At 66.7% G+C, this 24,602-nt stretch carries 28 protein-coding genes and 1 tRNA gene; 20 read left to right on the forward strand and 9 right to left on the reverse strand.

The window, feature by feature from the left end; all coding sequences use genetic code 11:
• Window positions 1-131: 131 nt before the first annotated feature.
• Window positions 132-455: an ATP-dependent Clp protease adapter ClpS gene (clpS, locus tag O4H32_RS13060; RefSeq protein ID WP_269359851.1), complete on the reverse strand. Its 324-nt coding sequence runs from the start codon at window positions 453-455 to the stop codon at window positions 132-134.
• Window positions 456-591: 136 nt separating this feature from the next.
• On the opposite strand from clpS, the gene O4H32_RS13065 reads away from it, so the two are divergent.
• On the forward strand, window positions 592-831 hold the full coding sequence (locus tag O4H32_RS13065) for a cold-shock protein (protein WP_269359853.1): 240 nt from the start codon (window positions 592-594) through the stop codon (window positions 829-831).
• Between the two features lie 80 nt (window positions 832-911).
• Window positions 912-1,328, forward strand: coding sequence for a DUF192 domain-containing protein (locus tag O4H32_RS13070; protein WP_269359855.1), 417 nt, complete (start codon window positions 912-914; stop codon window positions 1,326-1,328).
• 20 nt (window positions 1,329-1,348) lie between these two features.
• Here the strand turns inward: O4H32_RS13070 and O4H32_RS13075 are convergent, their stop codons facing one another.
• The 3 genes from O4H32_RS13075 to xseA all read right to left on the reverse strand — a co-directional run bounded on the left by O4H32_RS13075 (window position 1,349) and on the right by xseA (window position 4,670).
• Complete coding sequence (locus O4H32_RS13075) at window positions 1,349-2,593, reverse strand: MFS transporter (protein WP_269359857.1); 1,245 nt, start codon at window positions 2,591-2,593, stop codon at window positions 1,349-1,351.
• 183 nt (window positions 2,594-2,776) lie between these two features.
• Entirely contained in the window at window positions 2,777-3,355 is a 579-nt protein-coding gene (sodB, locus tag O4H32_RS13080; RefSeq protein ID WP_269359859.1) for a superoxide dismutase [Fe], read from the reverse strand.
• 10 nt (window positions 3,356-3,365) lie between these two features.
• A complete protein-coding gene (xseA, locus tag O4H32_RS13085) occupies window positions 3,366-4,670 on the reverse strand; it encodes an exodeoxyribonuclease VII large subunit (RefSeq protein ID WP_269359861.1) in 1,305 nt (434 codons plus the stop codon).
• Window positions 4,671-4,986: 316 nt separating this feature from the next.
• On the opposite strand from xseA, the gene O4H32_RS13090 reads away from it, so the two are divergent.
• The 9 genes from O4H32_RS13090 to rpsT all read left to right on the forward strand — a co-directional run bounded on the left by O4H32_RS13090 (window position 4,987) and on the right by rpsT (window position 11,630).
• Complete coding sequence (locus O4H32_RS13090; RefSeq protein ID WP_269359863.1) at window positions 4,987-5,595, forward strand: MotA/TolQ/ExbB proton channel family protein; 609 nt, start codon at window positions 4,987-4,989, stop codon at window positions 5,593-5,595.
• Window positions 5,592-6,005 carry an ExbD/TolR family protein gene (locus O4H32_RS13095; RefSeq protein WP_269359864.1) on the forward strand — a complete coding sequence of 138 codons (414 nt, stop codon included), beginning with the start codon at window positions 5,592-5,594 and terminating at the stop codon, window positions 6,003-6,005. The genes O4H32_RS13090 and O4H32_RS13095 overlap by 4 nt, the downstream gene beginning before the upstream one ends.
• A gap of 53 nt (window positions 6,006-6,058) precedes the next feature.
• The gene (lpxK, locus tag O4H32_RS13100) at window positions 6,059-7,126 is read left to right on the forward strand and encodes a tetraacyldisaccharide 4'-kinase (protein ID WP_269359865.1); all 1,068 of its coding nucleotides are present in this window, start codon (window positions 6,059-6,061) and stop codon (window positions 7,124-7,126) included.
• A 32-nt stretch (window positions 7,127-7,158) separates the two neighbouring features.
• Window positions 7,159-7,344, forward strand: a complete 186-nt coding sequence (locus tag O4H32_RS13105) for a Trm112 family protein (RefSeq protein WP_269359867.1) — start codon at window positions 7,159-7,161, stop codon at window positions 7,342-7,344.
• A gap of 7 nt (window positions 7,345-7,351) precedes the next feature.
• Window positions 7,352-8,134 (forward strand): 3-deoxy-manno-octulosonate cytidylyltransferase, encoded by a 783-nt coding sequence (gene kdsB, locus O4H32_RS13110; RefSeq protein ID WP_269359869.1) that lies wholly within the window; start codon window positions 7,352-7,354, stop codon window positions 8,132-8,134.
• Between the two features lie 72 nt (window positions 8,135-8,206).
• Window positions 8,207-8,875, forward strand: a complete 669-nt coding sequence (gene adk, locus O4H32_RS13115) for an adenylate kinase (protein ID WP_269359871.1) — start codon at window positions 8,207-8,209, stop codon at window positions 8,873-8,875.
• A gap of 18 nt (window positions 8,876-8,893) precedes the next feature.
• Window positions 8,894-9,652, forward strand: coding sequence for a 3-hydroxyacyl-CoA dehydrogenase (locus O4H32_RS13120; protein ID WP_269359872.1), 759 nt, complete (start codon window positions 8,894-8,896; stop codon window positions 9,650-9,652).
• A gap of 112 nt (window positions 9,653-9,764) precedes the next feature.
• Entirely contained in the window at window positions 9,765-11,321 is a 1,557-nt protein-coding gene (gene murJ, locus O4H32_RS13125; protein WP_269359873.1) for a murein biosynthesis integral membrane protein MurJ, read from the forward strand.
• A gap of 45 nt (window positions 11,322-11,366) precedes the next feature.
• Window positions 11,367-11,630, forward strand: coding sequence for a 30S ribosomal protein S20 (gene rpsT, locus O4H32_RS13130; protein WP_269359874.1), 264 nt, complete (start codon window positions 11,367-11,369; stop codon window positions 11,628-11,630).
• A 145-nt stretch (window positions 11,631-11,775) separates the two neighbouring features.
• Here the strand turns inward: rpsT and argF are convergent, their stop codons facing one another.
• A complete protein-coding gene (argF, locus tag O4H32_RS13135) occupies window positions 11,776-12,711 on the reverse strand; it encodes an ornithine carbamoyltransferase (protein ID WP_269359876.1) in 936 nt (311 codons plus the stop codon).
• Window positions 12,712-12,854: 143 nt separating this feature from the next.
• Here argF and O4H32_RS13140 point away from each other — a divergent pair, with 143 nt between their 5' ends.
• The 3 genes from O4H32_RS13140 (at window position 12,855) to ada (ending at window position 14,965) form a co-directional block, all read left to right on the forward strand.
• Window positions 12,855-13,178 (forward strand): DUF3579 domain-containing protein, encoded by a 324-nt coding sequence (locus O4H32_RS13140; RefSeq protein ID WP_269359878.1) that lies wholly within the window; start codon window positions 12,855-12,857, stop codon window positions 13,176-13,178.
• A gap of 58 nt (window positions 13,179-13,236) precedes the next feature.
• The gene (gene alkB, locus O4H32_RS13145; protein WP_269359880.1) at window positions 13,237-13,887 is read left to right on the forward strand and encodes a DNA oxidative demethylase AlkB; all 651 of its coding nucleotides are present in this window, start codon (window positions 13,237-13,239) and stop codon (window positions 13,885-13,887) included.
• A gap of 139 nt (window positions 13,888-14,026) precedes the next feature.
• Window positions 14,027-14,965: a bifunctional DNA-binding transcriptional regulator/O6-methylguanine-DNA methyltransferase Ada gene (gene ada / locus O4H32_RS13150; RefSeq protein WP_269359882.1), complete on the forward strand. Its 939-nt coding sequence runs from the start codon at window positions 14,027-14,029 to the stop codon at window positions 14,963-14,965.
• A 58-nt stretch (window positions 14,966-15,023) separates the two neighbouring features.
• Here ada and argG read toward each other — a convergent pair whose 3' ends face one another.
• Window positions 15,024-16,367, reverse strand: coding sequence for an argininosuccinate synthase (gene argG / locus O4H32_RS13155; RefSeq protein ID WP_269359884.1), 1,344 nt, complete (start codon window positions 16,365-16,367; stop codon window positions 15,024-15,026).
• Window positions 16,368-16,529: 162 nt separating this feature from the next.
• Between argG and O4H32_RS13160 the strand changes: the two genes are divergently transcribed.
• Both O4H32_RS13160 and O4H32_RS13165 read left to right on the forward strand, forming a co-directional pair.
• Entirely contained in the window at window positions 16,530-17,117 is a 588-nt protein-coding gene (locus tag O4H32_RS13160; protein WP_269359886.1) for a peroxidase-related enzyme, read from the forward strand.
• Window positions 17,118-17,147: 30 nt separating this feature from the next.
• Window positions 17,148-17,223, forward strand: a tRNA-Ala gene (locus tag O4H32_RS13165).
• 75 nt (window positions 17,224-17,298) lie between these two features.
• Here the strand turns inward: O4H32_RS13165 and O4H32_RS13170 are convergent.
• The 3 genes from O4H32_RS13170 to O4H32_RS13180 form a co-directional block, all read right to left on the reverse strand.
• The gene (locus O4H32_RS13170) at window positions 17,299-17,541 is read right to left on the reverse strand and encodes a hypothetical protein (protein ID WP_269359888.1); all 243 of its coding nucleotides are present in this window, start codon (window positions 17,539-17,541) and stop codon (window positions 17,299-17,301) included.
• 184 nt (window positions 17,542-17,725) lie between these two features.
• Window positions 17,726-18,961 carry an MFS transporter gene (locus O4H32_RS13175; RefSeq protein WP_269359890.1) on the reverse strand — a complete coding sequence of 412 codons (1,236 nt, stop codon included), beginning with the start codon at window positions 18,959-18,961 and terminating at the stop codon, window positions 17,726-17,728.
• A 41-nt stretch (window positions 18,962-19,002) separates the two neighbouring features.
• Window positions 19,003-19,614 (reverse strand): LysE family translocator, encoded by a 612-nt coding sequence (locus tag O4H32_RS13180; RefSeq protein ID WP_269359905.1) that lies wholly within the window; start codon window positions 19,612-19,614, stop codon window positions 19,003-19,005.
• A 228-nt stretch (window positions 19,615-19,842) separates the two neighbouring features.
• Here O4H32_RS13180 and O4H32_RS13185 point away from each other — a divergent pair, with 228 nt between their 5' ends.
• The 4 genes from O4H32_RS13185 to O4H32_RS13200 form a co-directional block, all read left to right on the forward strand.
• Entirely contained in the window at window positions 19,843-21,264 is a 1,422-nt protein-coding gene (locus O4H32_RS13185) for an aminotransferase-like domain-containing protein (RefSeq protein WP_269359892.1), read from the forward strand.
• 15 nt (window positions 21,265-21,279) lie between these two features.
• Window positions 21,280-22,218: an alpha/beta hydrolase family protein gene (locus O4H32_RS13190; RefSeq protein ID WP_269359893.1), complete on the forward strand. Its 939-nt coding sequence runs from the start codon at window positions 21,280-21,282 to the stop codon at window positions 22,216-22,218.
• A 74-nt stretch (window positions 22,219-22,292) separates the two neighbouring features.
• Complete coding sequence (locus tag O4H32_RS13195; protein WP_269359895.1) at window positions 22,293-23,060, forward strand: SDR family NAD(P)-dependent oxidoreductase; 768 nt, start codon at window positions 22,293-22,295, stop codon at window positions 23,058-23,060.
• A 241-nt stretch (window positions 23,061-23,301) separates the two neighbouring features.
• A partial coding sequence (locus O4H32_RS13200; protein ID WP_269359897.1) for a methyl-accepting chemotaxis protein occupies window positions 23,302-24,602 on the forward strand: 1,301 nt, incomplete at its 3' end.

Here is a 24,602-nt window from a genome sequence, read left to right on the forward strand (position 1 = left end):
GAGCGGATCAAGCAATCCGTTATGCCTATTCTATGACTAAAACAGCCCGCCGTTTGGCGCTCGGGGACTTGGGATCGTCCCTAAGGGCCGCGCGGGCGCAGGGCAGGACGGGCGGGGAAAAGAGCCGGGCCTCAGAAAAACGGCACGGGTTCCATCAGACATTGCAGGGGATGCTGGTCGGCATGGGCCAGGTGCAGCACGGCGTCGACCCGGGTGGCCGCCACGTCGCGTGTATAAATGCCACAAACGCCCCTGCCCTCGTGGTGGACCTGCAGCATGATGCGTTCGGCTTCCTCGCCATTTTTGTGGAAAACCCGCCGCAAAACGTGCACGACGAAATCCATCGGCGTGTAGTCGTCGTTCAGCAACACGACCTGATACATCGGCGGCGGCGCGAGGCGCACCGGCGCGGTTTCACGCACCAGTTGCTGCTGATTTTGGATATCGGTCGGCATGCGGATCAGAACCTAGTGGTTTCCATAGTTGACTGAATGACGCGGAATTCAGCATGATCGTCGTGTCCTGCGGAACGTCCAGCGCGGACGGCCGGGGTCCGTTCAAACCCCACACTATAGTCGAGAGGCAGTTTGCATGTCGGAATCCATCGAAAACACCGGAGAGTCACAAAAGTTGACGGGAACGGTCAAATGGTTCAATGACGCCAAGGGCTTTGGCTTCATTACCCCCGACAATGGGGGTGAAGACCTTTTTGCACATTTTTCATCCATCCAGATGAACGGCTTCAAGACCCTGAAAGAGGGGCAGAAGGTCGTTTTCGATATCGCGCAGGGTCCGAAAGGCAAACAAGCCCTGAACATCTCCGCCGCCTGAATGGGGCCCGGATGTTCTTTTCCATTTTAACGCGATGCGGGGCCCCGGGCGGGCCCCGTTTTTTTGCCTTTCTCAACAAAATGCTGGCCGCCGCCCTGCTGCTGACCGGCCCGCTGTCCCCACGTCCGGCGACGGCCCGGCCGCCGCTGCCGACCATAACGCTGCATGTCGGCGGCCACACGATCCGGGTCGAACACGCCGCCACGCCCGAGACGCTGCGCGAAGGGCTGATGCACCGGACCGCGCTGGCGGCCGACACCGGCATGCTGTTCGAACTGGGCGAACCGGATATCCACTGTTTCTGGATGAAGAACACCCTCATTCCCCTGTCGATCGCCTTCATCGACCGGGACGGGCGTATCGTCGACATCCAGGACATGCGGCCGCAAAGCCTGGATCCGCATTGCCCCACGGCGCCTATCACTCGCGCCCTGGAAATGAACCTGGGCTGGTTCGCCCGCGCAGGCGTGCGCACGGGCGCTCATGTCACACGCTGAAAACGTTTTTCCAGGGCCGCTCAGGACGCCGCGTTGCGCGGCTTCGCGGAATCGGCCCGCTTGCCCCGAGCCATCGCGGCCAGCGCGGCGAAAGCCAGGACGAGGGGCCCGAAGGACACCCATAGGACCATGTCCCAGCCGTAGGCGGAAAGCAGCCCGCCCGACGAAAACGAGCCGATCGCCATCAGGCCGAACACGATGAAATCATTGAGCGACTGCACCCGCGTCTTTTCCTCGGGCCGATGGCATTCGAGCACCAGGGCGGACGCACCCACGAAGCCGAAGTTCCAGCCCAGGCCCAGCAGAATCAGCGTCGTCCAGAAATGCGGCACGTCCACGCCGCCGAGCCCGATCGCGGCGGACAGTCCGGTCATGAGCAGGCCCGCCGCCACCACGCGACCCGCTCCCCAGCGCGCGATCAGGCCGCCCGTGAAGAAACTGGGTCCGTACATGGCGATCACATGCCATTGCAGCCCCCAGTTGGCCGATTCCTGGGAATGCCCGGACAGGTGCATCGCCAACGGCGCGGCGGTCATCAGAAAATTCATCAGCAGGTAGGACACCGCCCCGCAGATCGCCGCAGCGATGAAACGCGGTTGGCGCACGATCCGTCCCAGGGGTCGCCCACCCGCGATTTCTCCCGCCGTCGGCGGGGGCAGTCGCACCCCCAGCAGAATCAGGGCTGACAGCACCGCCACGACGGCCTGCACCAGGAAAGTGGCCGCGAACCGGTGCGTCGTCCACAGGTCCATCGTGTAGGTGACCAATTGCGGCCCCACGATACCTGCGACGACACCCCCGGCCATGACGCGCGAAAGCGCGCGGGCGCGCCGCGCGGGCGCGACCCCGTCGGCGGCCGCGAAGCGGAACGACAGCACCACAGCAGCATAACCGCCGCCGAAGAAGGTCGCCGCGCAGAACAGCCAGAACCACCCCAGGAGGACGGCACACATGGCCAAGAGACCAGCCAGCGCGCCAGCGCCGGTCCCGGCCAGGAAGGCGGCGCGCCGGCCGTGCCGCCGGGCGAGCGAGCCAGCGGGCAGGATGCAGGCCGCCATCCCCACCACGAAGATCGAGATGGGCAGAGTCGCCAGCACCGGAGAGGGCGCCAGCCGATCACCGACGATGGCGCCCGTTGCGTAGACCACCACCGCGTTCGCACCGGCCAGCGCCTGCGCAACGGAAAGTCGCCAGATGTTTTCATTCTGTATGTTTTCGGGCAACAAACCAGAGGCCGCGGAAGCGGCGGATCCGTCATGCGTCATCTTTTTCCGTATTGAAAAACGGCGGACGCATGGCTGCGTCCGCCGTCTTCAGAGGTGCTCCCTACCGGGATTCGTCAGGCGGGGGCCATTTTCAAATGGTGGCATCTCTCCACGTCGCGCCTTGCAAGGCGCTCCGATTCGACAGGCATGAAATGGTCCGCAGGGACCATTTCATGTCCGGTCTCATCCAAGATTGGCCGCCGCGAAGTCCCAGTTCACCAGGCTCCAGAAGTTTTCCAGGTACTTGGGACGGGCATTGCGATAGTCGATGTAGTAGGCGTGTTCCCACACGTCACAGGTCAGCAGGGCTTTGTCGTCCGTATTGACGATGGTGCCGGCGTTGCTGGTGTTGACGATGTCCAGGGTGCCGTCGGTCTTCTTGACCAGCCAGGTCCAGCCGGAACCGAAATTGCCGGCCGCGGACTGGGTGAAGGCGGCCTTGAAGGCGTCGACGCTGCCCCATTTGGCTTCGATGGCCTGGCGCAGGGCGCCCGAGGGTTCGCCGCCGCCCTTGGGGGACAGGCTGTTCCAGTAGAAAGTGTGGTTCCAGACCTGGGCCGCGTTGTTGAACACGCCGCCGCTGGACTTGCGGATCACGTCTTCGAGGCTCAGGGAGGCCAGATCGGTGCCCTCGATCGCCTTGTTCAGGTTCGTCACGTAGGCCTGATGGTGCTTGCCGTAGTGGTATTCCAGCGTTTCCTGGGAAATATGGGGGGCCAGTGCGTCCATCGCATAGGGCAGCGGCGGCAGGGTAAAAGCCATGACAGTTCCTTCAAAGAAAATCGGCCCGGGTGACCTCGGCCTGGGCGCGACCCTGGCCGAATTCGATCTCGATGGGCTCATGAATCTTCAAGTCTAACGCATTTTTTACGATCCTCCCGTCGGCGCGGCGGACCAGGGCGTAGCCACGTCCCAGCACCCGGTGCGGGTCCAGCGCCCCCAGGGCGGCCAGTAGCGCGTCCAGCCGCCGATGGCGACGCTGCAGCAGACCGCCCATGGCGGCGGAGAGGCGTTCCAGCGCGACCGGCGGCTGAGGGCGGCGTTCCCGCAGCAGACGGTCCATGCCGGCCTGCAGCCGCCGGGCGGCGAACGCCAGACGCTGGCGCCGCAACTGCAAACGCTGGGCCGGGGACACGAGCTGGGCGCAGGCACGGTCCAGCCGGATGGCCGCGTGCTCCAGACGCCGCCGCTGGCCGCGTGCGAGCAGGTCGCGCGCGGCCAGCAGACGCACCAGAACCTGGGCACGATCCACGCAGCACAGTTCGGCCGCCGCAGTCGGCGTGGGCGCGCGCAGGTCGGCCACGAAATCGGCGATGGTGAAATCCGTCTCATGCCCGACCCCGCTGATGACCGGCACCGGGCTGGCGGCGATGTGGCGTGCCAGGGTCTCGTCATTGAAGCACCACAGATCCTCCAGGCTGCCGCCACCGCGCACCAACAAAAGCGTGTCGACCTCGGCCCGTTCGGCGGCCCGCGCCAGCGCGGCGCAGAGCTGGGGCGCGGCATCGCGCCCCTGGACCTGGGCCGGATAGACGATGACCCGCACGTGCGGCGCCCTGCGCGCCATGACCGACAACACGTCGCGCAAGGCGGCTGCCGACAACGAGGTCACGACGCCAACCGTCCGGGGCAAAGGCTGCGGCGGACGCCGCCGGGCCGGATCGATCAGGCCTTCGGCGGTCAGCCGGTCACGCAGGCGCAGGAAGGCCTCGTGCAGATCGCCCCGGCCCGCCTGACGCAGGGACTCGACCTGCACCTGGTAATCGCCCCGGGGCTCGTAGAGCGAAACCTGGACGCGAAATTCGTAGCGTCCGCCCGCCGCCTCGGGCACGAATCCGACCGCCTGGGCGCGTCCCCGGAACATCACCGCACGCACGGCGGCTGTCTCGTCCTTGATGGAAAAATACCAGTGCCCGGAAGCGGCCCGGGTGAAGTTGGAAATTTCGCCCGCCACCCAGAGACGCGGCACGCCATCCTCCAGCAATCGCGCCACCCGGCGATTGAGTTGAGACACGGTCAGAACCGCGTCATCGGCTGGAAAGCCGCTCTCCGCAAACCTTTGAGCAGAAAAATTCATTAAAACCTATCCACAGAAAGCCCTGACTTGTCAAACCCGCCTATTTTCGGGCTCATCAGGAGGAGTCATCAAAATTCACTTCAAAAAAAGAGCGTAAGTCATTGATTTTTAATTCATTGAAAATGCAGCGCTCAGTGTGCAAAAAATAACCAATCCAGTACGAAGGGCCATGAAACATGCGCATCCGGACTCTTGTACACAGAATTATCCACAGAAACTGTGGATACTGGCGGGAAAGCCGCGCCCTGATTCACGCTCAGGCTTTAGAATACGCATTTGCGCCGATTCCCGGCCCCGCACCCCAAGGATCAGGACTGTGCTGGACATCATTCACGCGGCCGGCTGGCCGATCTGGCTGCTCGTCGCCACCTCGGTCATGACGCTGGCGATCATCATAGAACGGTTCCTGGCCTTGCGCGCCAGCCAGGTCATGCCCGCCGGCCTGCCCGAACAGGTGCTCGAACTCGTGCGCCGCCAACAGGACGAGCCCGACGCCGTCCTGCGCCTGGCGCGGGGTAGCCCCATGGGCCGCATCCTCGCCGAGATCGCCGCCCACCGGCATCAGGACGATGCCTGGCGGCTGGCCGCCGTCGAGGCCGTCGGCCGCGACGTGTCCTGGCGCCTGAACCGCTACCTGCCCGCCCTGGCGACGATCTCCGTGATCGCCCCGCTGCTGGGCCTGTTCGGCACCGTGGTCGGCATGATCGAGATCTTCGGCGCCTACGATCCGGCCGGCGGCGACCCGGCCCAATTGGCCCGCGGCATCTCGATCGCCCTGTACAACACGGGCTTCGGGATCCTGATCGCCATCCCCGCGCTGGCCTTCCACCGCTATTTCCGTTCCCGCGTCGAGTACTTCCTGCACACCATGGAACGCGAGGCCGAAACCCTGAACCGCCTGATCAGCCGACGCGCCTCCTCATGAACTTCCACCACCGCCGCGACCACGACGAAACCGAGATCAACCTGATCCCGCTGATCGACGTGCTGCTGGTGATCCTGATCTTCCTGGCGGCCTCGACATCTTTCACCCGTCACCGCCAGTTGCAGGTCGTCCTGCCCCAGGCCCAGGCCGAAGCGCCGGACGCCTCGCCCTTCCTTGAGCTGGCCATCAGCCGCGACGGCCTGTACGCGCTGGACGGCCACTACATCGATGCGGCGGACGACACCGCGCTGGCGGACGGTCTGCGCCAGGCCGCCTCAGGCAAACCGGACATCGCCCTGCGCATCGATGCCGATGGCCAGGCATCGCACGCCGCCGTGGTCCGCGCCCTGGAAGCCGCCCGCCTGGCGCACATCGGCAAAGTCCATTTCCTGACCCAGGCGCGGCCGTGAATGCGCCTGGCCGCTCCATGGAGGGCGACATGAACCTCGGTACGAAGGGGGGCATGAGCCGCAGGTTCGAGGACCTCATGCTCGCGATCTGGAGCCGGCGCGCAGGTTTGAGCACGCTGCTGCTGCCCCTGTCCTGGCTCTACGGCCTGCTGTCGGCGCGCCGCCTGCGGGCACGGGCGCGCACCGCCTGGCGGGCCCCGGTGCCCGTCGTGGTCGTCGGCAACATCCTGGTCGGCGGCACCGGCAAGACGCCCGTCACGATCGCCGTCTGCCAGGCCTTGAGCGCCAGGGGCTGGCATCCCGGCATCGTCAGCCGTGGCTATGGCGCAGCCGTCGGGCCGGAACCGCGCCTGAGCGACGACGGCGCCGAAGCCGTGCGTCTGGGCGACGAACCGGCGCTGATCCACACTGCGACCGGCGCACCGGTCGCGGTCCACCCACGGCGCGCGCTGGCGGCAGCCGCCCTGCTGAAAGCCCGTCCGGACGTGGATGTGCTCATCGCAGACGATGGCCTGCAGCACACCGCCTTGGCGCGCGACCTGGAAATCATCGTCCAGGACGGACGCGGTATCGGCAACGGCCGCCTGCTCCCCGCCGGCCCCCTGCGCGAGCCCCCCGGCCGCCTGACGCGGGCCGACTGGCTCGTCACCCACCTGGCAGCCGACGAACCCACGCCCCACGGACACCCGTCGACCGCGCCGCACGCCGTCATCATGCGCCTGCGGCCGGAACGCGTCACGCAACTGGCCAGCGGACGCGACCTGTGCTGGGACGCCTGGCGGGCGGAACAGGGCGCCGCGCCCTGCTCCGCCGCGGCGGGCATCGGCCGGCCCGAACGTTTCTTCGCCATGCTGCGCGCCGCCGGTGTCACGCTTTCCCGGACACTGCGCGTCCCCGACCATCGGACGATTCCGGCGGTCGCGCTGCGCGACCTGCCTCCCGGTCCAGTCCTGATCACCCCCAAGGACGCCGTAAAGTGCGTGCCTCCGCACGACGCCCGCCTGTGGGCAGTGCGTGCGGCCCCGCTCTTTTCCGACCCGCGCTGGCTGGACGCGCTCGACCAGGCGCTGCGGACCGCCGCGCGCGACCGCACAAGCACGGCGGCAGGCATTACACTCTAGGCTTCGCCTCTCTTCCGGATATCCGCGCCGCCATGGAAACCCGCCTGCTGCAGATCCTCGTCTGTCCCGTATGCAAAAGCGCGCTGCGCCACGACCGAGAACGACAGGAACTGGTTTGCGCCGCCGACCGGCTGGCCTACCCCATCCGCGACGGGGTGCCCATCATGCTGCCCTCGGAGGCCCGCCCGCTGGAAGAAACGCCGGCGCCCGCGGCATGATCGCCCGATGAGCTTCATCGTCATTGTCCCGGCACGCGCCGCGTCCACCCGCCTGCCCGGCAAGCAACTGCTCGACGTGGGCGGCCTGCCGATGGTGGTGCGCACCGCGCGGCAGGCCGCCCGCTCGGCCGCCGCCCGCATCCTGATCGCCACCGACCATGCGGACATCGCCCGCGCTGCGGCCGAACACGGCGTCGAGGCCCTGATGACGCGTCCGGATCACCCCACAGGCACCGATCGTCTGTCCGAGGTCGCCACGGCGCTGGGGCTGGACGACGATGACGTCGTGGTCAATGTCCAGGGCGATGAACCACTGATCGATCCTGCCCTGATCGACGCCGTGGCGACCCTGCTGACGCGGCACCCGGACGCCGCCATCGCCACCTGTGCGGCGCCGATCCTCGACGCCGATACCCTGTTCGATCCGAACGCGGTCAAGGTCGTGCTTGGCGCCAACGACCGCGCCCTGTATTTTTCACGCGCCCCCGTTCCCTGGGCCCGCGATGCGCTGGCCGATGGCCAGCGGCGTCTGGCCCCCGGGCTGCCAGCCTGGCTGCATATCGGCCTGTACGCCTACCGGGCCGGCTTCCTGCGCCAGTTCCCCGAACTGCCTCCGGGCAGGCTCGAGCGCGTCGAATCACTGGAACAGTTACGTGCCCTGGAACAAGGCTTTCCCATCCTGGTCCATACCGTCGACGCCGTACCGGCACGCGGGGTGGACACCCCCGAGGATCTGGCCCGGGTGCGCGCCCTGCTGGACGACGGCGCGTTACCGCCAGATCGGGCCTGAATCCCTGCAGAACTTGCTGCGTTGCGGCATAATCGGAAAAATTTCAAAAAGAGTGATTGATCGGAGGAAATCATGCGTTTGATTCTGCTCGGCCCCCCCGGGGCGGGAAAAGGCACCCAGGCGGCCTATATCACCGAGGCGTTCGGCATCCCGCAGATTTCGACCGGCGACATGCTGCGCGCGGCGGTCAAGGCGCAGACTCCGCTGGGTCTGGAAGCGAAGAAGATCATGGACAGCGGCGGCCTGGTCTCCGACGACATCATCATCGGCCTGGTGCAGGACCGCCTGCGGCAGCCCGACTGCAAGACGGGCTACCTGTTCGACGGCTTTCCCCGCACCATTCCGCAGGCCGACGCCCTGAAGCACGCCCACGTGCCGCTGGACTACGTGATCGAAATCTGTGTCCCGGAAGAAAACATCATCGAGCGCATGAGCGGCCGGCGCGTGCACGTGGCCAGCGGCCGCACCTACCACGTCAAGTTCAACCCGCCCAAGCGCGAGGGTCTCGACGACGAGACCGGCGAGCCCCTGATCCTGCGCGACGACGACCGCGAGGAAACCGTGCGCCACCGCTTGTCGGTCTACCGCGATCAGACCCGTCCGCTGGTGGATTATTACGCCGGCTGGGCCGCCACCGGCGCGGCCGAAGCGCCCCGCTACGCTCAGATATCGGGCGTGGGCTCGGTCGACGAGATCCGCGACCGCATTCTCGGCATCCTGCGCGCGCACCACGCCGCCTGACCGTCACCGGACACCGCCATGGACATCCGCAACCAAGTCATTCTCATCACCGGCGGCGCCTCCGGCCTGGGGGCGGGCACGGCGCGCGCCCTGGTCGCCCAGGGCGCGCGCGTGGTCCTGGCCGATGTCCAGGACGAAGCCGGCAAGGCCCTGGCCGCCGAACTCGGCCAGAGCTACGTCCATTGCGACGTCACCTCCGAGACCGATGCCCAGGCGGCCGTGGACGCCGCCACGGCGCAAGGCACGCTGCGCGGCCTGGTCAACTGCGCCGGCATCGCGCCCGCTTCGCGCATCGTCGGCAAGAACGGTCCGCACGAGCTGTCCCTGTTCCGCCGAGTGATCGACATCAACCTGACAGGCTCGTTCAATATGGCCCGTCTGGCCGCCCAGGCCATGTCGACCAACGAGCCCCAGGCCACCGGCGAACGCGGCGTACTCGTCAATACCGCCTCGGTCGCCGCCTACGATGGACAGATCGGCCAATCCGCTTACGCCGCATCCAAGGCCGGCATCGTCGGCATGACCCTGGCCATCGCGCGCGACCTGTCGCGCCTGGGGATCCGCTGCATGACCATCGCCCCGGGCATCTTCGGCACGCCCATGCTGTTCGGCATGCCCCAGGAAGTCCAGGACTCCCTGGCCGCCAGCGTGCCATTTCCCTCGCGCCTGGGCCGACCCGAGGACTACGCCAGGCTGGTGCTCTCGATCTTCGAGAACGACATGCTCAACGGCGAGACGATCCGCCTGGACGGCGCCATCCGCATGGCGCCTAAGTAATGCCCCCACGCTGCGCAGCCTACGGCCGCTTGCCGCCCCCCGAGGGGGCGCTTTTTTCCTTGGGGCGGCCCGGCGGCAAAAAGGCCCCCACGCTGCGCAACCTGCCCGTGACATGAGCCTTCTCCGTTCGGCCGCGACGATCAGCGGCCTGACCCTGTTTTCCCGCGTCACCGGCATGCTGCGCGACGTGCTCATCGCGTCGGCTTATGGCGCCGGACCGCTGACGGACGCGTTCTGGGTCGCCTTCCGCATCCCCAATCTGCTGCGCCGCCTGTTCGCCGAGGGCGCCTTTTCCCAGGCCTTCGTCCCCATTCTGGGCGAAGCCCGGCAGCGTGGCGACCATGAATCGCTGCGATGCCTGCTGGACCGGGTGGCCCTGCTGCTGTTCATCGCCCTCTGCGGCGTGACGCTCGCCGGCATGCTCGGGGCCGCCTGGGTTGTCACCGCCATGGCCAGCGGCATGCGCAACGCCGCCCGGGCCCACGAATTCGGCGAAGCCGTGTGGATGACCCGGATGATGTTTCCCTACATCGTCTGCATGTCGCTGGTGGCCTTCGCCTCCGGCGTGCTCAACACTTTCGGCCGCTTCGCCATACCGGCCTTCACCCCGGTCCTGCTGAACCTGTCGATGGTCGGTGCCAGCCTGCTGCTGTCCGGCCACATGGCCGAGCCCATCCACGCCCTGGCGGCGGGCGTCATGATCGGTGGCGTGCTGCAACTGGCCGTGCAGTGGGCCGCCCTGGGGCGCCTGGGCCTGCTGCCGCGCTGGGGCCAGGGCCTGCGGGCGGCATGGCGCGATCAGACGGTACGCCGCATCCTGCGGCAAATGCTGCCGGCCACCCTGGGCGTATCGGTCGCACAACTGTCCCTGCTGATCAACACCAACATCGCGACCTGGCTCGCGCCGGGCAGCGTCACCTGGCTGTCCTTCGCCGACAGATTGATGGAATTTCCCACGGCCCTGCTGGGCGTGGCTCTCGGCACCGTGCTGCTTCCCAGCCTGTCTGCCGCCCACGCCCGCGACGATCATGCCGCCTACAACGCCCTGCTCGACTGGGGGCTGCGCCTGGTAATGCTGCTCGGCCTGCCCGCCGCCCTGGGCATGGCCCTGCTGTCCGACGGGCTGGTGGCCGTGCTGTTCAACTACGGCGCCTTCTCCCCCACCGACGTGGCCCAGACCCGGCTGGCCGTGATGGCCTATGCCGTCGGCCTGCTCGGCCTGCTGGCGATCAAGATCCTGGCGCCTGGCTTTTACGCGAAGCAGGACATCCGCACCCCGGTGCGCATCGCCATCGCCGTGCTGGTGTTCACTCAATTGATGAACCTGGCCCTGGTGCCCTGGCTGGCCCATGCGGGGCTGGCCCTGTCCATCGGCCTGGGGGCCAGCGCCAACGCCCTGACGCTGGTGATCCTGCTGCGCCGGCGGGGAATGTACATCCCCCTGTCCGGCTGGCCCCGGTTCTGCCTGCGCCTCTTCCCGGCCCTGGCCGCCCTGGCCGCCGTGCTGCTGGCGGCCGGCCGCCACCTGGACTGGATCGCTCTGGGCGCTCATCCTGGCGCCCGCGCCGCCTGGCTGGCGGCGGTGCTGGCCCTCGCTGTCCTGACCTATTTCAGCGCCTTGTTTTTATTCGGTTTTCGCCCCAAAGACTTTACACGCCGACGCACATAGGCTAGAATCGCTGTCTTTGACGCAACCCCGAATACAGATACCTTTATGGCCAATTCCGCTCAAGCCCGCAAGCGCGCCCGCCAGGCTGTCGCTCACAACAAACACAACGCCAGCATGCGTTCGATGCTGCGCACCGCCATCAAGCGCGTTCGCCAGGCCATCGAAGCGGGCGACCAGACCGCCGCCAACGAAATCTTCCGCAAGTCCAGCGCCGTCATCGACCGCGTCGCCGACAAGCAGATCATCCACAAGAACAAGGCCGCCCGCCACAAGAGCCGCCTGTCGGCCGCGATCAAGGCTCTGGCCTGATCCAGGCCCCGGGGGCTTGCGCCAGAAAAAAGGACGCCTCGGCGTCCTTTTTGTTTGCCCTTAGGCTCCCCTCGCGCGGCTTGCACGCCGCCCGGATCCGCCGGGCACAGGACATACCGTCAGGACCGTCCTGTGCCCGGGCTCGTCACAATCTGCCCAGCAACAGGAACTCCATCAACGCCTTCTGCGCGTGCAGGCGGTTTTCCGCCTCGTCCCAGACCACGCTCTGCGGGCCGTCGATGACCTCGCCGGTGACTTCCTCGCCCCGATGCGCCGGCAGGCAATGCATGAACAGCGCATCGGGATTGGCGGCCGCCATCATGCGCGCGTCCACGCACCAGTCGGCGAAAGCCAGGCGCCGGGCCTCGTTCTCGGATTCGTAGCCCATGCTGGTCCAGACATCCGTCGTGACCAGGTCGGCGCCCTTGCAGGCTTCCAGGGGGTCGTCGAATTCGCGCAGGATGGATGCCGGCTGGTCACCCACGCGCAACGGATCCAGGCGGTAGCCGGCCGGCGCCGACACGTGCAGCGTGAAGCCCAGCAACTCGGCCGCCTGCAGCCAGGTGTAGGACATGTTGTTGGCGTCACCGATCCAGGCGACCGTCCGGCCCCGGATCGGACCACGATGCTCGACGAAGGTCAGGATGTCGGCCAGGATCTGGCAGGGATGGTATTCATTCGTCAGCCCGTTGATGACCGGCACCCGGGAATGGGCGGCGAAGCGCTCGATGCGCGTCTGCTCGAAAGTACGGATCATCACCAGATCGACCATGCGCGACACCACGCGGGCGGTGTCCTCGATGGGTTCGGCGCGACCGAGCTGGGAACCTTCGGTGGTGAGGTAGATCACCGAGCCGCCCAACTGATACATGCCGGCCTCGAACGACACCCGGGTGCGGGTGCTGGCCTTCTCGAACACCATGGCGAGATTGCGATCATGCAAGGTATGGTGCGGCAGGTAGCGTTTGAACTTGTCCTTGATGAGGCGCGCCCGGTCGATGACGTAGAGGATCTCTTCCTCGGAAAAATCACGCAACTGCAGAAAATGACGCAAAGGCCCGGTCGGATTGGCGGCAGACATGTCAAACCCTGAGTAAAACGATCATATTACCGTGCGCCCGGAGCGCGCGCAAAACACCGGCCGCATGATCGGATACAATGCGCGGCGAAGGGGATGCCGCGCGGCCTTCATCCAGGGCCGTGTCCCCTCTTTGGAACCACCACATGAGCCACCCTGTCCAGTATTTGATCATCCATGGCAAGACCCTGGAGGGCCAGCGGTTTCGGCCCAGCGACTGGGCCGAGCGCCTGGCAGGGGTTCTGTCCCAGTTCCGCCCGGCGGGTTCCATCGCCAACCCCCTGTCCTACTCCCCTTACGCCATGCCGCGCACCCTCGACGGCCTGCCCTGCGTGATGATCGACCACCGCCTGCGCCAACTCGAGCCGCTGGCCTGGAAGTTCGCCTGCGATTTCGCCGACAGCAACCGCCTGCAGACCACGGACACGGCCAGGCGCGACGAGGACGCCACGCCTCCGCCGGCGGCCTGAAACAGCGGCGGCGCAGGGACAGGCCCGCGTCCGGACCCATCGAGGCCAGGATCGTCTCATGACCCCCTCCGACCTGTTCGGCGATCTCGACCCCGGACGACGTACCCACCTGGGGCCGGAGGCCTGGGTGCTGCGCGGCTTCGCCCTCCCCCATGTGGAGACGCTCTTGGCGGCCCTGGCCGCCGTCGAGGCCGCCGCGCCCTTCCGCCACATGCGCACGCCGGGCGGCCTCACGATGTCGGCCGCCCTGAGCGGCTGCGGCGCGCTCGGCTGGACCAGCGGCCCGGGCGGCTACCGCTACAGCCCGATCGATCCCGAAAGCGGCCGGGCCTGGCCGCCCATGCCGGAGGCGTTCGACCGTCTGGCGCGCGAGGCCGCGTCGGCGGCGGGATTCTCCGGCTTCGCGCCGGACGCCTGCCTGATCAACCGTTACCTGCCGGGCTCCCGGATGTCCCTGCATCAGGACAGGAACGAGCGCGATTTCGGTGCGCCCATCGTCTCGGTCTCGCTGGGGATGAGCGCCGTCTTTCTGTTCGGCGGCCACGCGCGATCCGACCGGGCGGCCCGTGTGCCGCTGCATCATGGCGACGTCGCCGTCTGGGGAGGCGCGGACCGCCTGCGCTACCATGGAATCCTGCCGCTCAGCGGGCCGCCTCACCCGCTGCTGGGCGGTCGGCGCATCAACCTCACCTTCCGCAAGGCGGGCTGAGCACGCGCCCCATGCGCGCCGGCGTCCGGTCTTCCAGGATGCGCCACGGGCCGTCGATCTTCCCACCGCAAGAAACGGAGTGTTCCAGGCGCGCATCCCGTCTAAGCTGACAGGTATCGCGACACAAAAGGACGATGTCATGAAAGCCTTTTCCCCTGCCACGGATGCGTCCGGCACCGGAACCGACACCGGCGACGCGACGCTGGCTCCGCACGTCAGGCCGGTCCGTGCCGCCATGAAAGCCCGCCACGCCGCCTTGGCGGCGCAGGCCTGCCGCACCATCGAATCATCCGCAGCGCCCCCCTCGCTGGAAACGCTGGCCGCGCAGGCGCGCCTGAGTCCCTATCACTTCCACCGCGTTTTCAAGGCGGAAACGGGCCTCACCCCGAAAGCCTACGCCGCCGCATTCCGCGCGCGCCGCCTGCGCGAAGCGCTGGACGCGGCCTGCGGATCGGTCACGGACGCCCTCTACGAAGCCGGCTTCAATTCCAGCAGCCGCTACTACGAGACCGCCGGGCGGGTGCTGGGCATGCGCGCCCGGGACTACCGCGCCGGCGGCGTCGGCGCGGTGATCCGCTTCGCGGTCGGCCAATGTGCGCTGGGCGCCATCCTGGTCGCGCAAAGCCGGCTTGGCCTGTGCGCCATCCTGCTGGGCGACGATCCCGACCGGCTGGTGCGGGACCTGCAGGACCAGTTTCCCAGGGCCGAACTGATCGGTGGCGACGCCGGCTTCGAAGGGCTGGTCGCCCAGGTGGTGGGATTCGTCGAGGCGCCCGCCATCGGACTGGACCTGCCCCTGGACGTGCGCGGCACCGCCTTCCAGCAGCGGGTCTGGCAAGCGCTGCGCGACATCCCGCCGGGCACCACTGCCAGCTATGCGGAAATCGCCACCCGCATCGGCGCGCCCAAAGCCGCGCGTGCCGTGGCGCGGGCCTGCGGCGCCAACCCCCTGGCCGTCGCCATTCCCTGTCACCGCGTCGTGCGGCGCGACGGCGACGTATCGGGCTACCGTTGGGGCGTCGCGCGCAAACGCGAACTGCTGCGGCGAGAAGAGTCCCCCTGCATCGCCTCCGAATGAACCGGGGCTCCCCAAAGGGAGCCCCGTGCCCTGCCTGCGGATCGCGGACGCGGCCCGATCACTTGGCCGGCTTATCCTGCCTCAACTGGGGAATGTCCGACTGGCCGGTCTTGGTCAGCAAGCCTGTCTGGGTATAGGTGAAGAGCTTGGCGCGCGTATCCACGATGTCCAGGTTGCACATCGTCAACTGGCCGATGCGGTCCAGCGGCGAGAACATGGACTCGCCCTTTTCCATCGTCAGGCGGTCGGGATGGTAGGTTAGATTGGGCGAACGCGTGTCCAGGATGGAATAGTCGTTGCCCCGGCGCAATTCCAGTGCGACCTCGCCGGTGATGGCGCGCGCCACCCAGCGCTGGGCGGTCTCGCGCAGCATGATGGCCTGGGGGTCGAACCAGCGGCCCTGGTACAGCAGGCGGCCCAGGCGCAGGCCGTTGATGCGGTATTGCTCGATCGTGTCCTCGTTGTGGATCCCGGTCACCAGGCGCTCGTAGGCGATGTGCAACAGCGCCATGCCCGGGGCCTCGTAGATGCCGCGGCTCTTGGCCTCGATGATGCGGTTCTCGATCTGGTCGCTCATGCCCAGGCCATGGCGCCCGCCGATGCGGTTGGCCTCCAGCATCAGTTCGACCGGGTCGGCGTATTCCACCCCGTTCAGGGCCACCGGCTGACCCTGTTCGAAGCGCACTGTGACCTCTTCGGCCTTGACCTCGACATCCTGTTTCCAGAACGCCACGCCCATGATGGGCTGGACGATGCGGATGCCGGAATCCAGGTGTTCCAGGTCCTTGGCCTCGTGCGTGGCGCCCAGCATGTTGGAGTCCGTGGAATAGGCCTTTTCCGCCGACATCTTGTAGTCGAAGCCGTTTTCCTGCATATACTGCGACATTTCGGCCCGGCCGCCCAGCTCGTCGATGAACTGCTGGTCCAGCCAGGGCTTGTAGATCTTCAGGTCCGGATTCGTCAGCAGGCCGTAACGGTAGAAGCGCTCGATGTCGTTGCCCTTGAAGGTGCTGCCGTCGCCCCAGATGTGGACGTCGTCCTCGCGCATGGCCGAGACCAGCATCGTGCCCGTCACCGCGCGGCCGATGGGCGTGGTGTTGAAATACGTCACCCCCCCGGTGGAAATATGGAAGGCGTTGCATTGCAGGGCGGCGATGCCTTCGGACACCAGCTGCGCGCGGCAGTCGACCAGGCGTGCGCCCTGGGCGCCGTAGCGCAGGGCCTTGCGGGGGATCTCATCGTAATCCGGCTCGTCGGGCTGCCCCAGGTTCGCCGTATAGGCAAAGGGCAGCGCGCCCTTGTTCTTCATCCACAGCAGCGCGGCGCTGGTGTCCAGCCCGCCCGAAAAGGCGATGCCGACCTTCTGCCCGACCGGCAGGTTTTCAAGAATGGTAGTGCTCATGGGGGGTCCGGATAAGCCTGAGATTGGAATCAATCCGGCATTATATCGTCGCCGCATGGCGCGGCGCCCCGGCCCGTCGGGCCATCGCGGCGGCGACGCGCCTGTGCTACGGTGGACGGATCGGGATTTCCTTCCTCTCCGATAGCCACCGACAGGACCGCCATGAAGAAACCTCCCATCAGCCGCTACCCCGTCCCCGACCTGAACGATCTGCCCGACGACATCCGCGACCGTATCCTCGCCGTCCAGGAAAAAGCCGGTTTCATTCCCAACGTGTTCCTGGCCCTGGCGCATCGCCCCGCCGAATTCCGCGCCTTCTTCGCCTACCACGACGCATTGATGGAAAAGGACGGCGGCCTGAGCCCGGCCGAACGCGAAATGATCGTGGTGGCGACCTCCGGTGCCAACAACTGCCAGTATTGCGTGGTCGCCCACGGCGCCATCCTGCGTATCCGCGCCCGCAACCCGCTGATCGCCGACCAGGTCGCCATCAACCACCGCAAGGCCGATCTGAGTCCCCGCGAAATGGCGATGCTGGACTTCGCCGTGAAGGTTTCCCTGAACGCGCAGGACATCGACGAATCCGACTACCAGGCCCTGCATCCCCACGGCTTCGACGACGAGGACATCTGGGACATCGCGGCCATCGCCGCTTTCTTCGGCCTGAGCAACCGGATGGTGAACTTCATGTCCATGCGCCCCAACGATGAGTTCTATCTGATGGGGCGACTGCCCAAAGGCTCGCATTGATATTTTTCTGTGCTAGAATGCACGTCTTTCGGGGACGTAGCTCAGCTGGGAGAGCGTCGCGTTCGCAATGCGAAGGTCGGGAGTTCGATCCTCCTCGTCTCCACCAAAGATTCATGCGGTTCGCCGCGCAAAAAGGCCACTTTTCAGGTGGCCTTTTTGTCGTCCACAGCCCTCACACGACTCACCAGAAGCCGTCGCGCATCCCCCGCGCATGCCGGATGCCGCTACGGACCAGACGGCGGCCACCCATGTCCAGGAACCCCGGCAGAATGCCCCGCCTGCGGCGCTCGGCGATGAACCAATCGCGCGACAGGCCCATGTCCTCGAGCAGGTAGTCGTCCAGCTCGAACAGATGGCACAGATCCCCGCGGCGTCCCAACCGGCATCGAACGCTGCGCAGAATGACGGAACACCCGTCAACCACGGCCCGCCTCCAGCAGGCCGGTCTCGTCGAAGCAAAACCATCACTCATCATCCACATCCATAAGTCCGGTTGAACAAAACAAGCAGCAGGTCGATCTCCCGCCAGGCCAGGAATGTCCACCCCAGCGCCCAGGCCCCCGCCCCGGCCAGCAGAACGCGCCCGAGCGCTCCGCACCACGCCGCCCTCATGACCGCACCACGCGCAGGCCCGGCCCATCCGATGCCACCAGAGGCGAGTCGTCGATCAGCCAGTGCGCGGCGGCGGCAACGCACCCGATGGCGATCGAGCCGATCCAGAGCCATTCATAGGAATGCATGCGGTCATAGACCCACGCACCCAGCCACACGCCGAAAAAACCGCCGACCTGGTGGCCCAGGAACACAATGCCGAACAGGGTCGCGATGTAGCGCAAGCCGAACATCCGCAACACCAGTTCGTTGGTCATCGGGGCGGTGCCCAGCCACAGGAACCCCATGACCAGGGCAAAGGCATAGGCGCTCGCCGCCGTGGCCGGTATCGCCAGGAACAGCAGCATGGCCGCCACCCGGACCGCGTACAGCCCCGCCAGCAGGTGCTTGATGCGCCATCGTCCGGCCGATCGACCGCAGGCGTAGGTGCCAAAAATATTCGCCAGCGCGATCAAGGCCAGCGCCGTACCGGCCTGCGCCAGACTCAGCCCATGCTCCAGCAGGTAGGCGGGCAGATGGGTCGCGATGAAAGCCAACTGGAAGCCGCAGGCGAAGAACCCCAGGTTCAACAGCCAGAAACCCCGGCGACGCATCGCCTCCCGGATGGAGGCGCCGACCGGAAGGTCCGGCACCCCCCTCTGCGTTTCCCGGAGCCGGGCGCGCAGCGGCACGGCCAGCGGCAGGCTCGCCAGCACAAGCAGGCCGAGGACGATCGCCGCGTTTCGCCAGCCCGCCTCGGCGAGCAGACGCTGAACGAAAGGCACCAGGCAGAACTGCCCCAGGCCGCCGATGGCGCCGGCGACGGCCAATGCCCAGTTGCGCAGCCGCGGCTCGAAAATACGGGACAGGGCGCCATAGACGGTGCCAAAGGCCGTGCCCGACAGGGCGATGCCGATCAACACGCCGTTGGCGGCCGTGAAACCGACAGGACCCCGGGCCTGCGCCATCAGATACAGGCCCAGGCCATACGCCAGGATCCCGAGGCACAGCACCTTGCCGGAGCCGTAGCGGTCGGCCATCAGGCCGGTCACGGGCTGAGCCAGGCCCCAGACGAGGTTCTGCAAAGCCAGGGCCAGCCCGAACGTTTCCAGCGACCAGCCGTGGCCGGACGTCACCGGCTGCATGAACAGGCCCTGCGTATGCCGGATTCCCAGCGACAGGCCCATGAGGATTCCGCCGGAAAGGACGATGGTCCAGCGGGCCGAGGGGGTCAAGGAAGCATCGGCGCTCATCGTGCGGCTCCATGGGTTCGGGTCGGGCGTCCGCAAGCGCATCAGCCCTGGTTCAGCATCGGATACAGGGAGGCGAGCAGCAGGACGGCCATCGCCCGGTTGAATCCGCGCTGGCGCGATGGATGATCGAGCCAGCGGCGGATCAGGCTGCCACAGCCGGCCCAGAGGCTGACGCATGGCAGGTTGATGACGGCGAAAAGTGCGGAAATGACCAACACGCTTGCCAGATACCCCGGCGGCGGCATGTAGGTGCCAACGGCGGCGACGGCCATGGTCCAGGCCTTCGGGTTGACCCACTGGAAGGCGGCCGCGCCGAGAAAGCCGAGCGGTTCGCCGGCGACGCGGCGGCCATCCACACGCGCGACGGACGACGATCCCGCGACCCTCCAGGCGAGATAGACCAGATAGGCCGCCCCCAAGTATCGCAACCAGCCCTGCAGGCCGGGCAAGGCTTTGAACAGGGCGCCGAATCCCAGGCCGATAGACAGCACCATCAGGAAGAAACCGCCCGTCACGCCCAGCATGTGCGGCAGCGTCCTGCGGAATCCGAAGGCCGCGCCAGACGCCAGCAGCATGGTGTTGTTCGGTCCGGGCGTGATGGATGAGATCAGCGCGAACAGCGAGAAGGCGAGCAGCAGGTCGGTGGCAGGCATCATGTTCCGTTCTTGTGGGCGATCGGCCCCCATGGACCGACGGAACCATCTTCACGGATCGCGCCTGTGTATTGAATACACAGTCATAATGGTTTTTTTCGATACACAATGGACAAAACACCCTCTGAATTGCTGAAAATTCCTGGATCTGTATCTTCTTCCAGAGCCCGAACACCCCTACAGTGACGGACGGTCCTTCGGGATCCCATGGCACGGACCACACGATCGATGAGCCGCTATCTGAATCTCGCCGATACCCTCGGCAGCCGTATCGAACAAGGCCTGTACGCGGCCGGCAGCCGCCTGCCCTCCGTGAGAGCCCTGAGCACCGAGCACGGCGTCAGCCTGACGACCGTCCAGCAGGCCTACCGCTGGCTTGAAATGTCCGGCCTGGCGGAGGCGCGGCCCCGTTCCGGCTGGTACGTGCCGATGGCCCGCCCGAAGTCCGGGCTGCCCAGCATGGGCAAACCCACGCTGCGGCCGATCGACGTGTCGGATTGGGGGCAGGTCCAGGACCTGCTGGAGCTTGAACGCGAAGGGAAAACGATTCAGCTGGGCCGGGGCATGCCGGATGTCGAGAGTCCCAGCCTGCGCCCTCTGCAGGCGGCGCTCTCCCGGGAGGGACGGCACGCCGGGATCGCCAGCCTGCACTACAACGACATGCAGGGGGTTCCCGCCCTGCGCGAGCAACTGTCCCGGCTGGCCGTGGACGCGGGCTACCAGGCCGGGCCAGACGCGCTGATCGTCACGACCGGTTGCCAGGAAGCGCTGTCGTGCGCAATACGGACCCTGTGCGGGTCTGGCGACATCGTGGCCATCGCCTCCCCCAGCTATCACGGCACGATGCAGATCCTGAAGGAAACGGGCGTGCAGGCATTCGAGATTCCCTCGGACCCCGTCCAGGGGATCAGCCTGGAAGCCCTCGAACTCGCGCTGGAACGCTGGCCCGTCAAGGCCATCCTGGTGATTCCCAATGCCAGCAATCCGCTCGGCTACACCATGCCCGACCATCGCAAGCTGGGCCTGCTCCGGCTGGCGCAACGCTTCGACGTTCCCATCATCGAGGACGACATCTACGGCGACCTGGTCTACGGCTGGCCCCGTCCCCACGCCCTGAAGGCGCTCGACGAGGACGGCCGGGTCCTGTTGTGCAGCTCGTTTTCCAAGACCCTGGCGCCCGGGCTGCGGGTGGGCTGGATCGCACCGGGGCGGTATTTCGACCAGGTGCTGCGCATGAAATACACCAGTTCGGGCCCGACAGCTCCCTTGCCACAGATCGCCGTCGCCGAGTTCCTTCGAAAGGGGCACTATCCGGCGCACCTGCGCCGGATGCGACGCCAGTACCAGCGCCAGCGCGACGTCATGACCGAATGGGTACGGCGCCACTTCCCCGAAGGGACCCGCATCAGTCATCCACAAGGCGGGTTCACCCTGTGGATCGAGTTGCCGGAATCATTCGACACACACGCCCTCGACCCCATGCTGCGTGAGCATGGCATCGTCATCGCGCACGGCAACATCTTCTCCGCGGCCGGGAAATACCGGAACTGCATGCGCTTGAGCCATGCCTCGGTTTTCACGCCCCGCACCGAATGGGCGGTCCGCAAGATCGGCGCGGTCATCGGCGAAATGCTCGACCCCCGCCACTGAACACCAGGACACGCCATGCCGGAATCCATCGAAATCCCCGCAGCCGACGGCTATCCACTGGGAGGCCGCCAATGGCGCCATACCAGGACGGTAGGCCACCCGCCTCCGGTGGCCATCATCAATCCCGCGACCTCGGTGCGCTGCCGGTACTATGCGAGATTCGCCGAATACCTGCACACGCAGGGCTGGGACGTCGTGACCTATGACTACCGCGGCATCGGCGAATCGCGCCGGGGCCCCTTGCGCCGATTCAAAGCCGACTGGGTCGACTGGGGCTTGAACGATTTCGAAGGGGTGCTGCGCTACACCGCCCTGGACTTCCCGGACCAGGCCATCGACGTGATCGGGCATTCCATCGGCGGCTTCGTCATCGGCCTGGCGCCCTCGGCGCACCGCGTGCGCCGGATCTTCACCATGGGCGCCCAGTTCGCATACTGGCGGGACTACCAGGCTGAAAAACGGCGGGGCATGTTCCTGAAATGGCACATCCTGATGCCTGTCCTGGCGACACTGCTGGGCCATGTCCCCGCCAAACGGCTGGGCTGGATGGAAGACACGCCGAAAGGCGTGGCGCTGGACTGGGCGCGCATGGGTCCACGCTTCGAGGACTCCGTCCGCCGGGGTGCCCTGACGACGGACGGCCTGCCGCAAGCGGCCGAGCTGGCCCGCAATTTCAGGACGATCGGCGCGCCGATCCTCGCATTGGGGGCCGAAGACGATCCCTACGGCACCGAAGCGGCGCTGGATCGTCTGTTGCGGTATTACAGCGCCAGCCGGCGCAGCCACTTGCGTATCGCCCCGCGGGATGTCGGCCTGGACGCGATCGGCCACTTCGCGTTCTTCCACGAGCGCTTCCGCGACATTCTGTGGCCCTACGCCCTTGAATGGCTGCGCAACGCGACGCTCCCGGCGGAATCCCCCGGGCGACTGAAAATCATGCCGTCCGGGGATTGAACGCCTTTCCACATGCGCCATCGGAACGCCTCATCCGGCTGTTCCTCGCACGCCTTCCACAGGGGTCACAGACCATGAACAATCGCCACACGGACGGCGCCGAGCCGAACACCCTCCTCATCACCGGGGCGAGCCGCGGCATCGGCGCGGCGACGGCGCTGGCCGCCGCGCGCCTGGGCCACGACATCGTCCTGAACTACGCCCGCGACGAACGGGCGGCCCGTTCCGTCGCGGAATCCATACGCGCCATCGGGCGCAGGGCCGCCATCGTCCAGGGCGACGTCGGTCGAGGCGAAGACATCCGCCGCATGTTCGAAACGATCGAGACTGAAATCGGGCCGCTGCGCGGCCTGATCAACAACGCGGGCATCACCGGCCCGATCGGATCGTTCAGGGACACGACCGAGGAGACCATCGAGCAGGTCTTCCGGGTCAACGTGCTGGGCGCCATGCAATGCGCGCGGGAGACGCTGGCCAACTTCAGGCGCCATGGCACGCGCGGCGTGATCGTCAACATCTCTTCGATCGCGGCCCGCACCGGCAGTCCCGGCGAATACGTGCACTACGCCGCCAGCAAGGCCGCGCTTGAGGCCTTTACCCTGGGGCTGGCCAAAGAAGTGGCCGCCGAAGGCATCCGGGTCTGCGGACTGGCCCCGGGCAGCACGCTGACGGACATCCACGCGGCCGCCGGCGAACCCGACAGGCCCGCGCGCGTCGCCCCCCGGATTCCCATGGGGCGCCTGGCGGAGCCGGCCGAGATCGCCGAGGCCATCGTCTGGCTGGCCTCGCCCGCGGCTTCCTACGTGACCGGCACGACACTGGCCTGCGCCGGGGGACTCTAGACTCGCGCCGGCCGCACCTCGCCTCATGGGCGGAAGACATGCGCTTTCCCCTGTGGCGCCAAAGACGCAAGATGCTCCGCTCCCCCGCTCAAAAGATTGACCCAGGTTAAAAGCCTTTCATTCTTCCTGGTCATCCTGTTCCGGTCCGGCTTTTTCCCTCCGGCTCAACTTTACAATTGCTAAACAATTGAGCCATCGCCCGCGCCCCATCCTGGAACGCGAAATCGACCGGAACGCCCACATGAAACAAAGTTCTCTGGACGCCGCCCTGAACCGGCTCCGCCTCTGGCAAAAATTCGCCGTGCTGGCGCTGTTCGGTGTGGTGCTGGTCGCCATTCCTTTCGCACTGTATGTCCACGAATCCGGCAAGACCATCCAAGCCACCCGGCTGGAGTCGAGCGGGCTACAACCCATGCGCCTGCTGATGAAGACCCTGCAACTGGCCCAGCAACACCGGGGGCTGGCGATGATCACGCTCAACGGCGACGTATCCGCCGATGCCCGCCGCGCCGCCCTGCAGGACGACACCGACCGCGCCTTCGAGGCATTGGACGCGGCGCTGCGCCAGGATATCCAGGCGCCGGCGCTCCTGGCCGCCTGGCAGGAAGTCATCCAGGGATGGACGTCCCTGGAGGGACAAGTCGCCCGGAAAAGCCTTTCCCCCGCCGACAGCTTCCAGGCCCACGTCGAGCTGATCGCCCGGCTGCTCCGGGTCAGATCCCTGCTGCTGCAGCACTACGGCCTGAGCTTCGATCCGCAGGCCAAAGGCTATTACCTGATCGACACGGCGCTGAACCAAGTGCCCATGCTGACCGAGCTGTTCGGCCAGACCCGCGCCCTGGGATCGGGCCTGTTGACGCGCCACGAGGGGTCCGACGCCGAGCGCCTGCGGGTCATGGTGTTGATCAACCGCGCGGAAGAACACTACATCGCCCTGAATGACGCACTGGAAAGCGCCATCCGGCAATACCCCGAACTCGGCGCCGGACTGGCCGAGCCCGGCAAAGCGGCGCTTCAAGAGGCTCATGCGGCCATCGAACTGACCCAGAAGGAAGTCCTCCAGGCGCAGTCCATGAAATTCTCCGCCGCCGACTTCTTCGCCCGCTACACACAAGCCATCGATGCCCAATACCGACTCAACCAGGCCGCCCTGGAACAACTGGAAGCGGTACTGAACAACCGTGCCGACGCCCTGTCCCGCACCCGCATCCTGCTGGCCGGCGGCATCGTGCTGCTCAGCCTGCTGGCGGCGCTGGCCAATTTCCTCATCACCCGGGCGCTGCTGCGCCAACTGGGCGGCGAGCCCGCCTACGCCACGGCGATCCTGAACCGCATCGCGACCGGCGATCTGGCCGTGCCCATCGAACTGAAACCCCACGATCAGGCCAGCCTGTTATTCGCCATGCGGGACATGCGCGACCGGCTGGCCGAAATTGTCAGCAAGGTGCGGGGTGGCGCGAGTTCCATCGCCTCGGCCTCGGCGCAGATCAGCGCCGGCAACCTGGACCTGTCCTCGCGCACCGAACAGCAGGCCAGTTCCCT

Origin of the sequence: Castellaniella denitrificans (assembly GCF_027214045.1) — a bacterium.
In the GTDB taxonomy this organism is placed as follows: Bacteria; Pseudomonadota; Gammaproteobacteria; order Burkholderiales; family Burkholderiaceae_B; genus Castellaniella; species Castellaniella denitrificans_A.

What these genes read in the sequence shown, in the direction of transcription:
- murJ (WP_269359873.1), top strand. Translation starts at nt 9,765, where the DNA reads ATGAGCCTTCTCCGTTCGGCCGCGACGATCAGCGGCCTGACCCTGTTT.
- xseA (WP_269359861.1), bottom strand. Translation starts at nt 4,670, where the DNA reads ATGAATTTTTCTGCTCAAAGGTTTGCGGAGAGCGGCTTTCCAGCCGAT.
- O4H32_RS13140 (WP_269359878.1), top strand. Translation starts at nt 12,855, where the DNA reads ATGAGCCACCCTGTCCAGTATTTGATCATCCATGGCAAGACCCTGGAG.
- ada (WP_269359882.1), top strand. Translation starts at nt 14,027, where the DNA reads ATGAAAGCCTTTTCCCCTGCCACGGATGCGTCCGGCACCGGAACCGAC.
- argG (WP_269359884.1), bottom strand. Translation starts at nt 16,367, where the DNA reads ATGAGCACTACCATTCTTGAAAACCTGCCGGTCGGGCAGAAGGTCGGC.
- O4H32_RS13180 (WP_269359905.1), bottom strand. Translation starts at nt 19,614, where the DNA reads ATGCCTGCCACCGACCTGCTGCTCGCCTTCTCGCTGTTCGCGCTGATC.
- O4H32_RS13065 (WP_269359853.1), top strand. Translation starts at nt 592, where the DNA reads ATGTCGGAATCCATCGAAAACACCGGAGAGTCACAAAAGTTGACGGGA.
- clpS (WP_269359851.1), bottom strand. Translation starts at nt 455, where the DNA reads ATGCCGACCGATATCCAAAATCAGCAGCAACTGGTGCGTGAAACCGCG.
- O4H32_RS13105 (WP_269359867.1), top strand. Translation starts at nt 7,159, where the DNA reads ATGGAAACCCGCCTGCTGCAGATCCTCGTCTGTCCCGTATGCAAAAGC.
- O4H32_RS13075 (WP_269359857.1), bottom strand. Translation starts at nt 2,593, where the DNA reads ATGACGCATGACGGATCCGCCGCTTCCGCGGCCTCTGGTTTGTTGCCC.
- O4H32_RS13120 (WP_269359872.1), top strand. Translation starts at nt 8,894, where the DNA reads ATGGACATCCGCAACCAAGTCATTCTCATCACCGGCGGCGCCTCCGGC.
- argF (WP_269359876.1), bottom strand. Translation starts at nt 12,711, where the DNA reads ATGTCTGCCGCCAATCCGACCGGGCCTTTGCGTCATTTTCTGCAGTTG.
- O4H32_RS13160 (WP_269359886.1), top strand. Translation starts at nt 16,530, where the DNA reads ATGAAGAAACCTCCCATCAGCCGCTACCCCGTCCCCGACCTGAACGAT.
- lpxK (WP_269359865.1), top strand. Translation starts at nt 6,059, where the DNA reads ATGAGCCGCAGGTTCGAGGACCTCATGCTCGCGATCTGGAGCCGGCGC.
- alkB (WP_269359880.1), top strand. Translation starts at nt 13,237, where the DNA reads ATGACCCCCTCCGACCTGTTCGGCGATCTCGACCCCGGACGACGTACC.
- sodB (WP_269359859.1), bottom strand. Translation starts at nt 3,355, where the DNA reads ATGGCTTTTACCCTGCCGCCGCTGCCCTATGCGATGGACGCACTGGCC.
- O4H32_RS13195 (WP_269359895.1), top strand. Translation starts at nt 22,293, where the DNA reads ATGAACAATCGCCACACGGACGGCGCCGAGCCGAACACCCTCCTCATC.
- kdsB (WP_269359869.1), top strand. Translation starts at nt 7,352, where the DNA reads ATGAGCTTCATCGTCATTGTCCCGGCACGCGCCGCGTCCACCCGCCTG.
- O4H32_RS13185 (WP_269359892.1), top strand. Translation starts at nt 19,843, where the DNA reads ATGAGCCGCTATCTGAATCTCGCCGATACCCTCGGCAGCCGTATCGAA.
- O4H32_RS13095 (WP_269359864.1), top strand. Translation starts at nt 5,592, where the DNA reads ATGAACTTCCACCACCGCCGCGACCACGACGAAACCGAGATCAACCTG.
- O4H32_RS13175 (WP_269359890.1), bottom strand. Translation starts at nt 18,961, where the DNA reads ATGAGCGCCGATGCTTCCTTGACCCCCTCGGCCCGCTGGACCATCGTC.
- O4H32_RS13190 (WP_269359893.1), top strand. Translation starts at nt 21,280, where the DNA reads ATGCCGGAATCCATCGAAATCCCCGCAGCCGACGGCTATCCACTGGGA.
- adk (WP_269359871.1), top strand. Translation starts at nt 8,207, where the DNA reads ATGCGTTTGATTCTGCTCGGCCCCCCCGGGGCGGGAAAAGGCACCCAG.
- rpsT (WP_269359874.1), top strand. Translation starts at nt 11,367, where the DNA reads ATGGCCAATTCCGCTCAAGCCCGCAAGCGCGCCCGCCAGGCTGTCGCT.
- O4H32_RS13070 (WP_269359855.1), top strand. Translation starts at nt 912, where the DNA reads ATGCTGGCCGCCGCCCTGCTGCTGACCGGCCCGCTGTCCCCACGTCCG.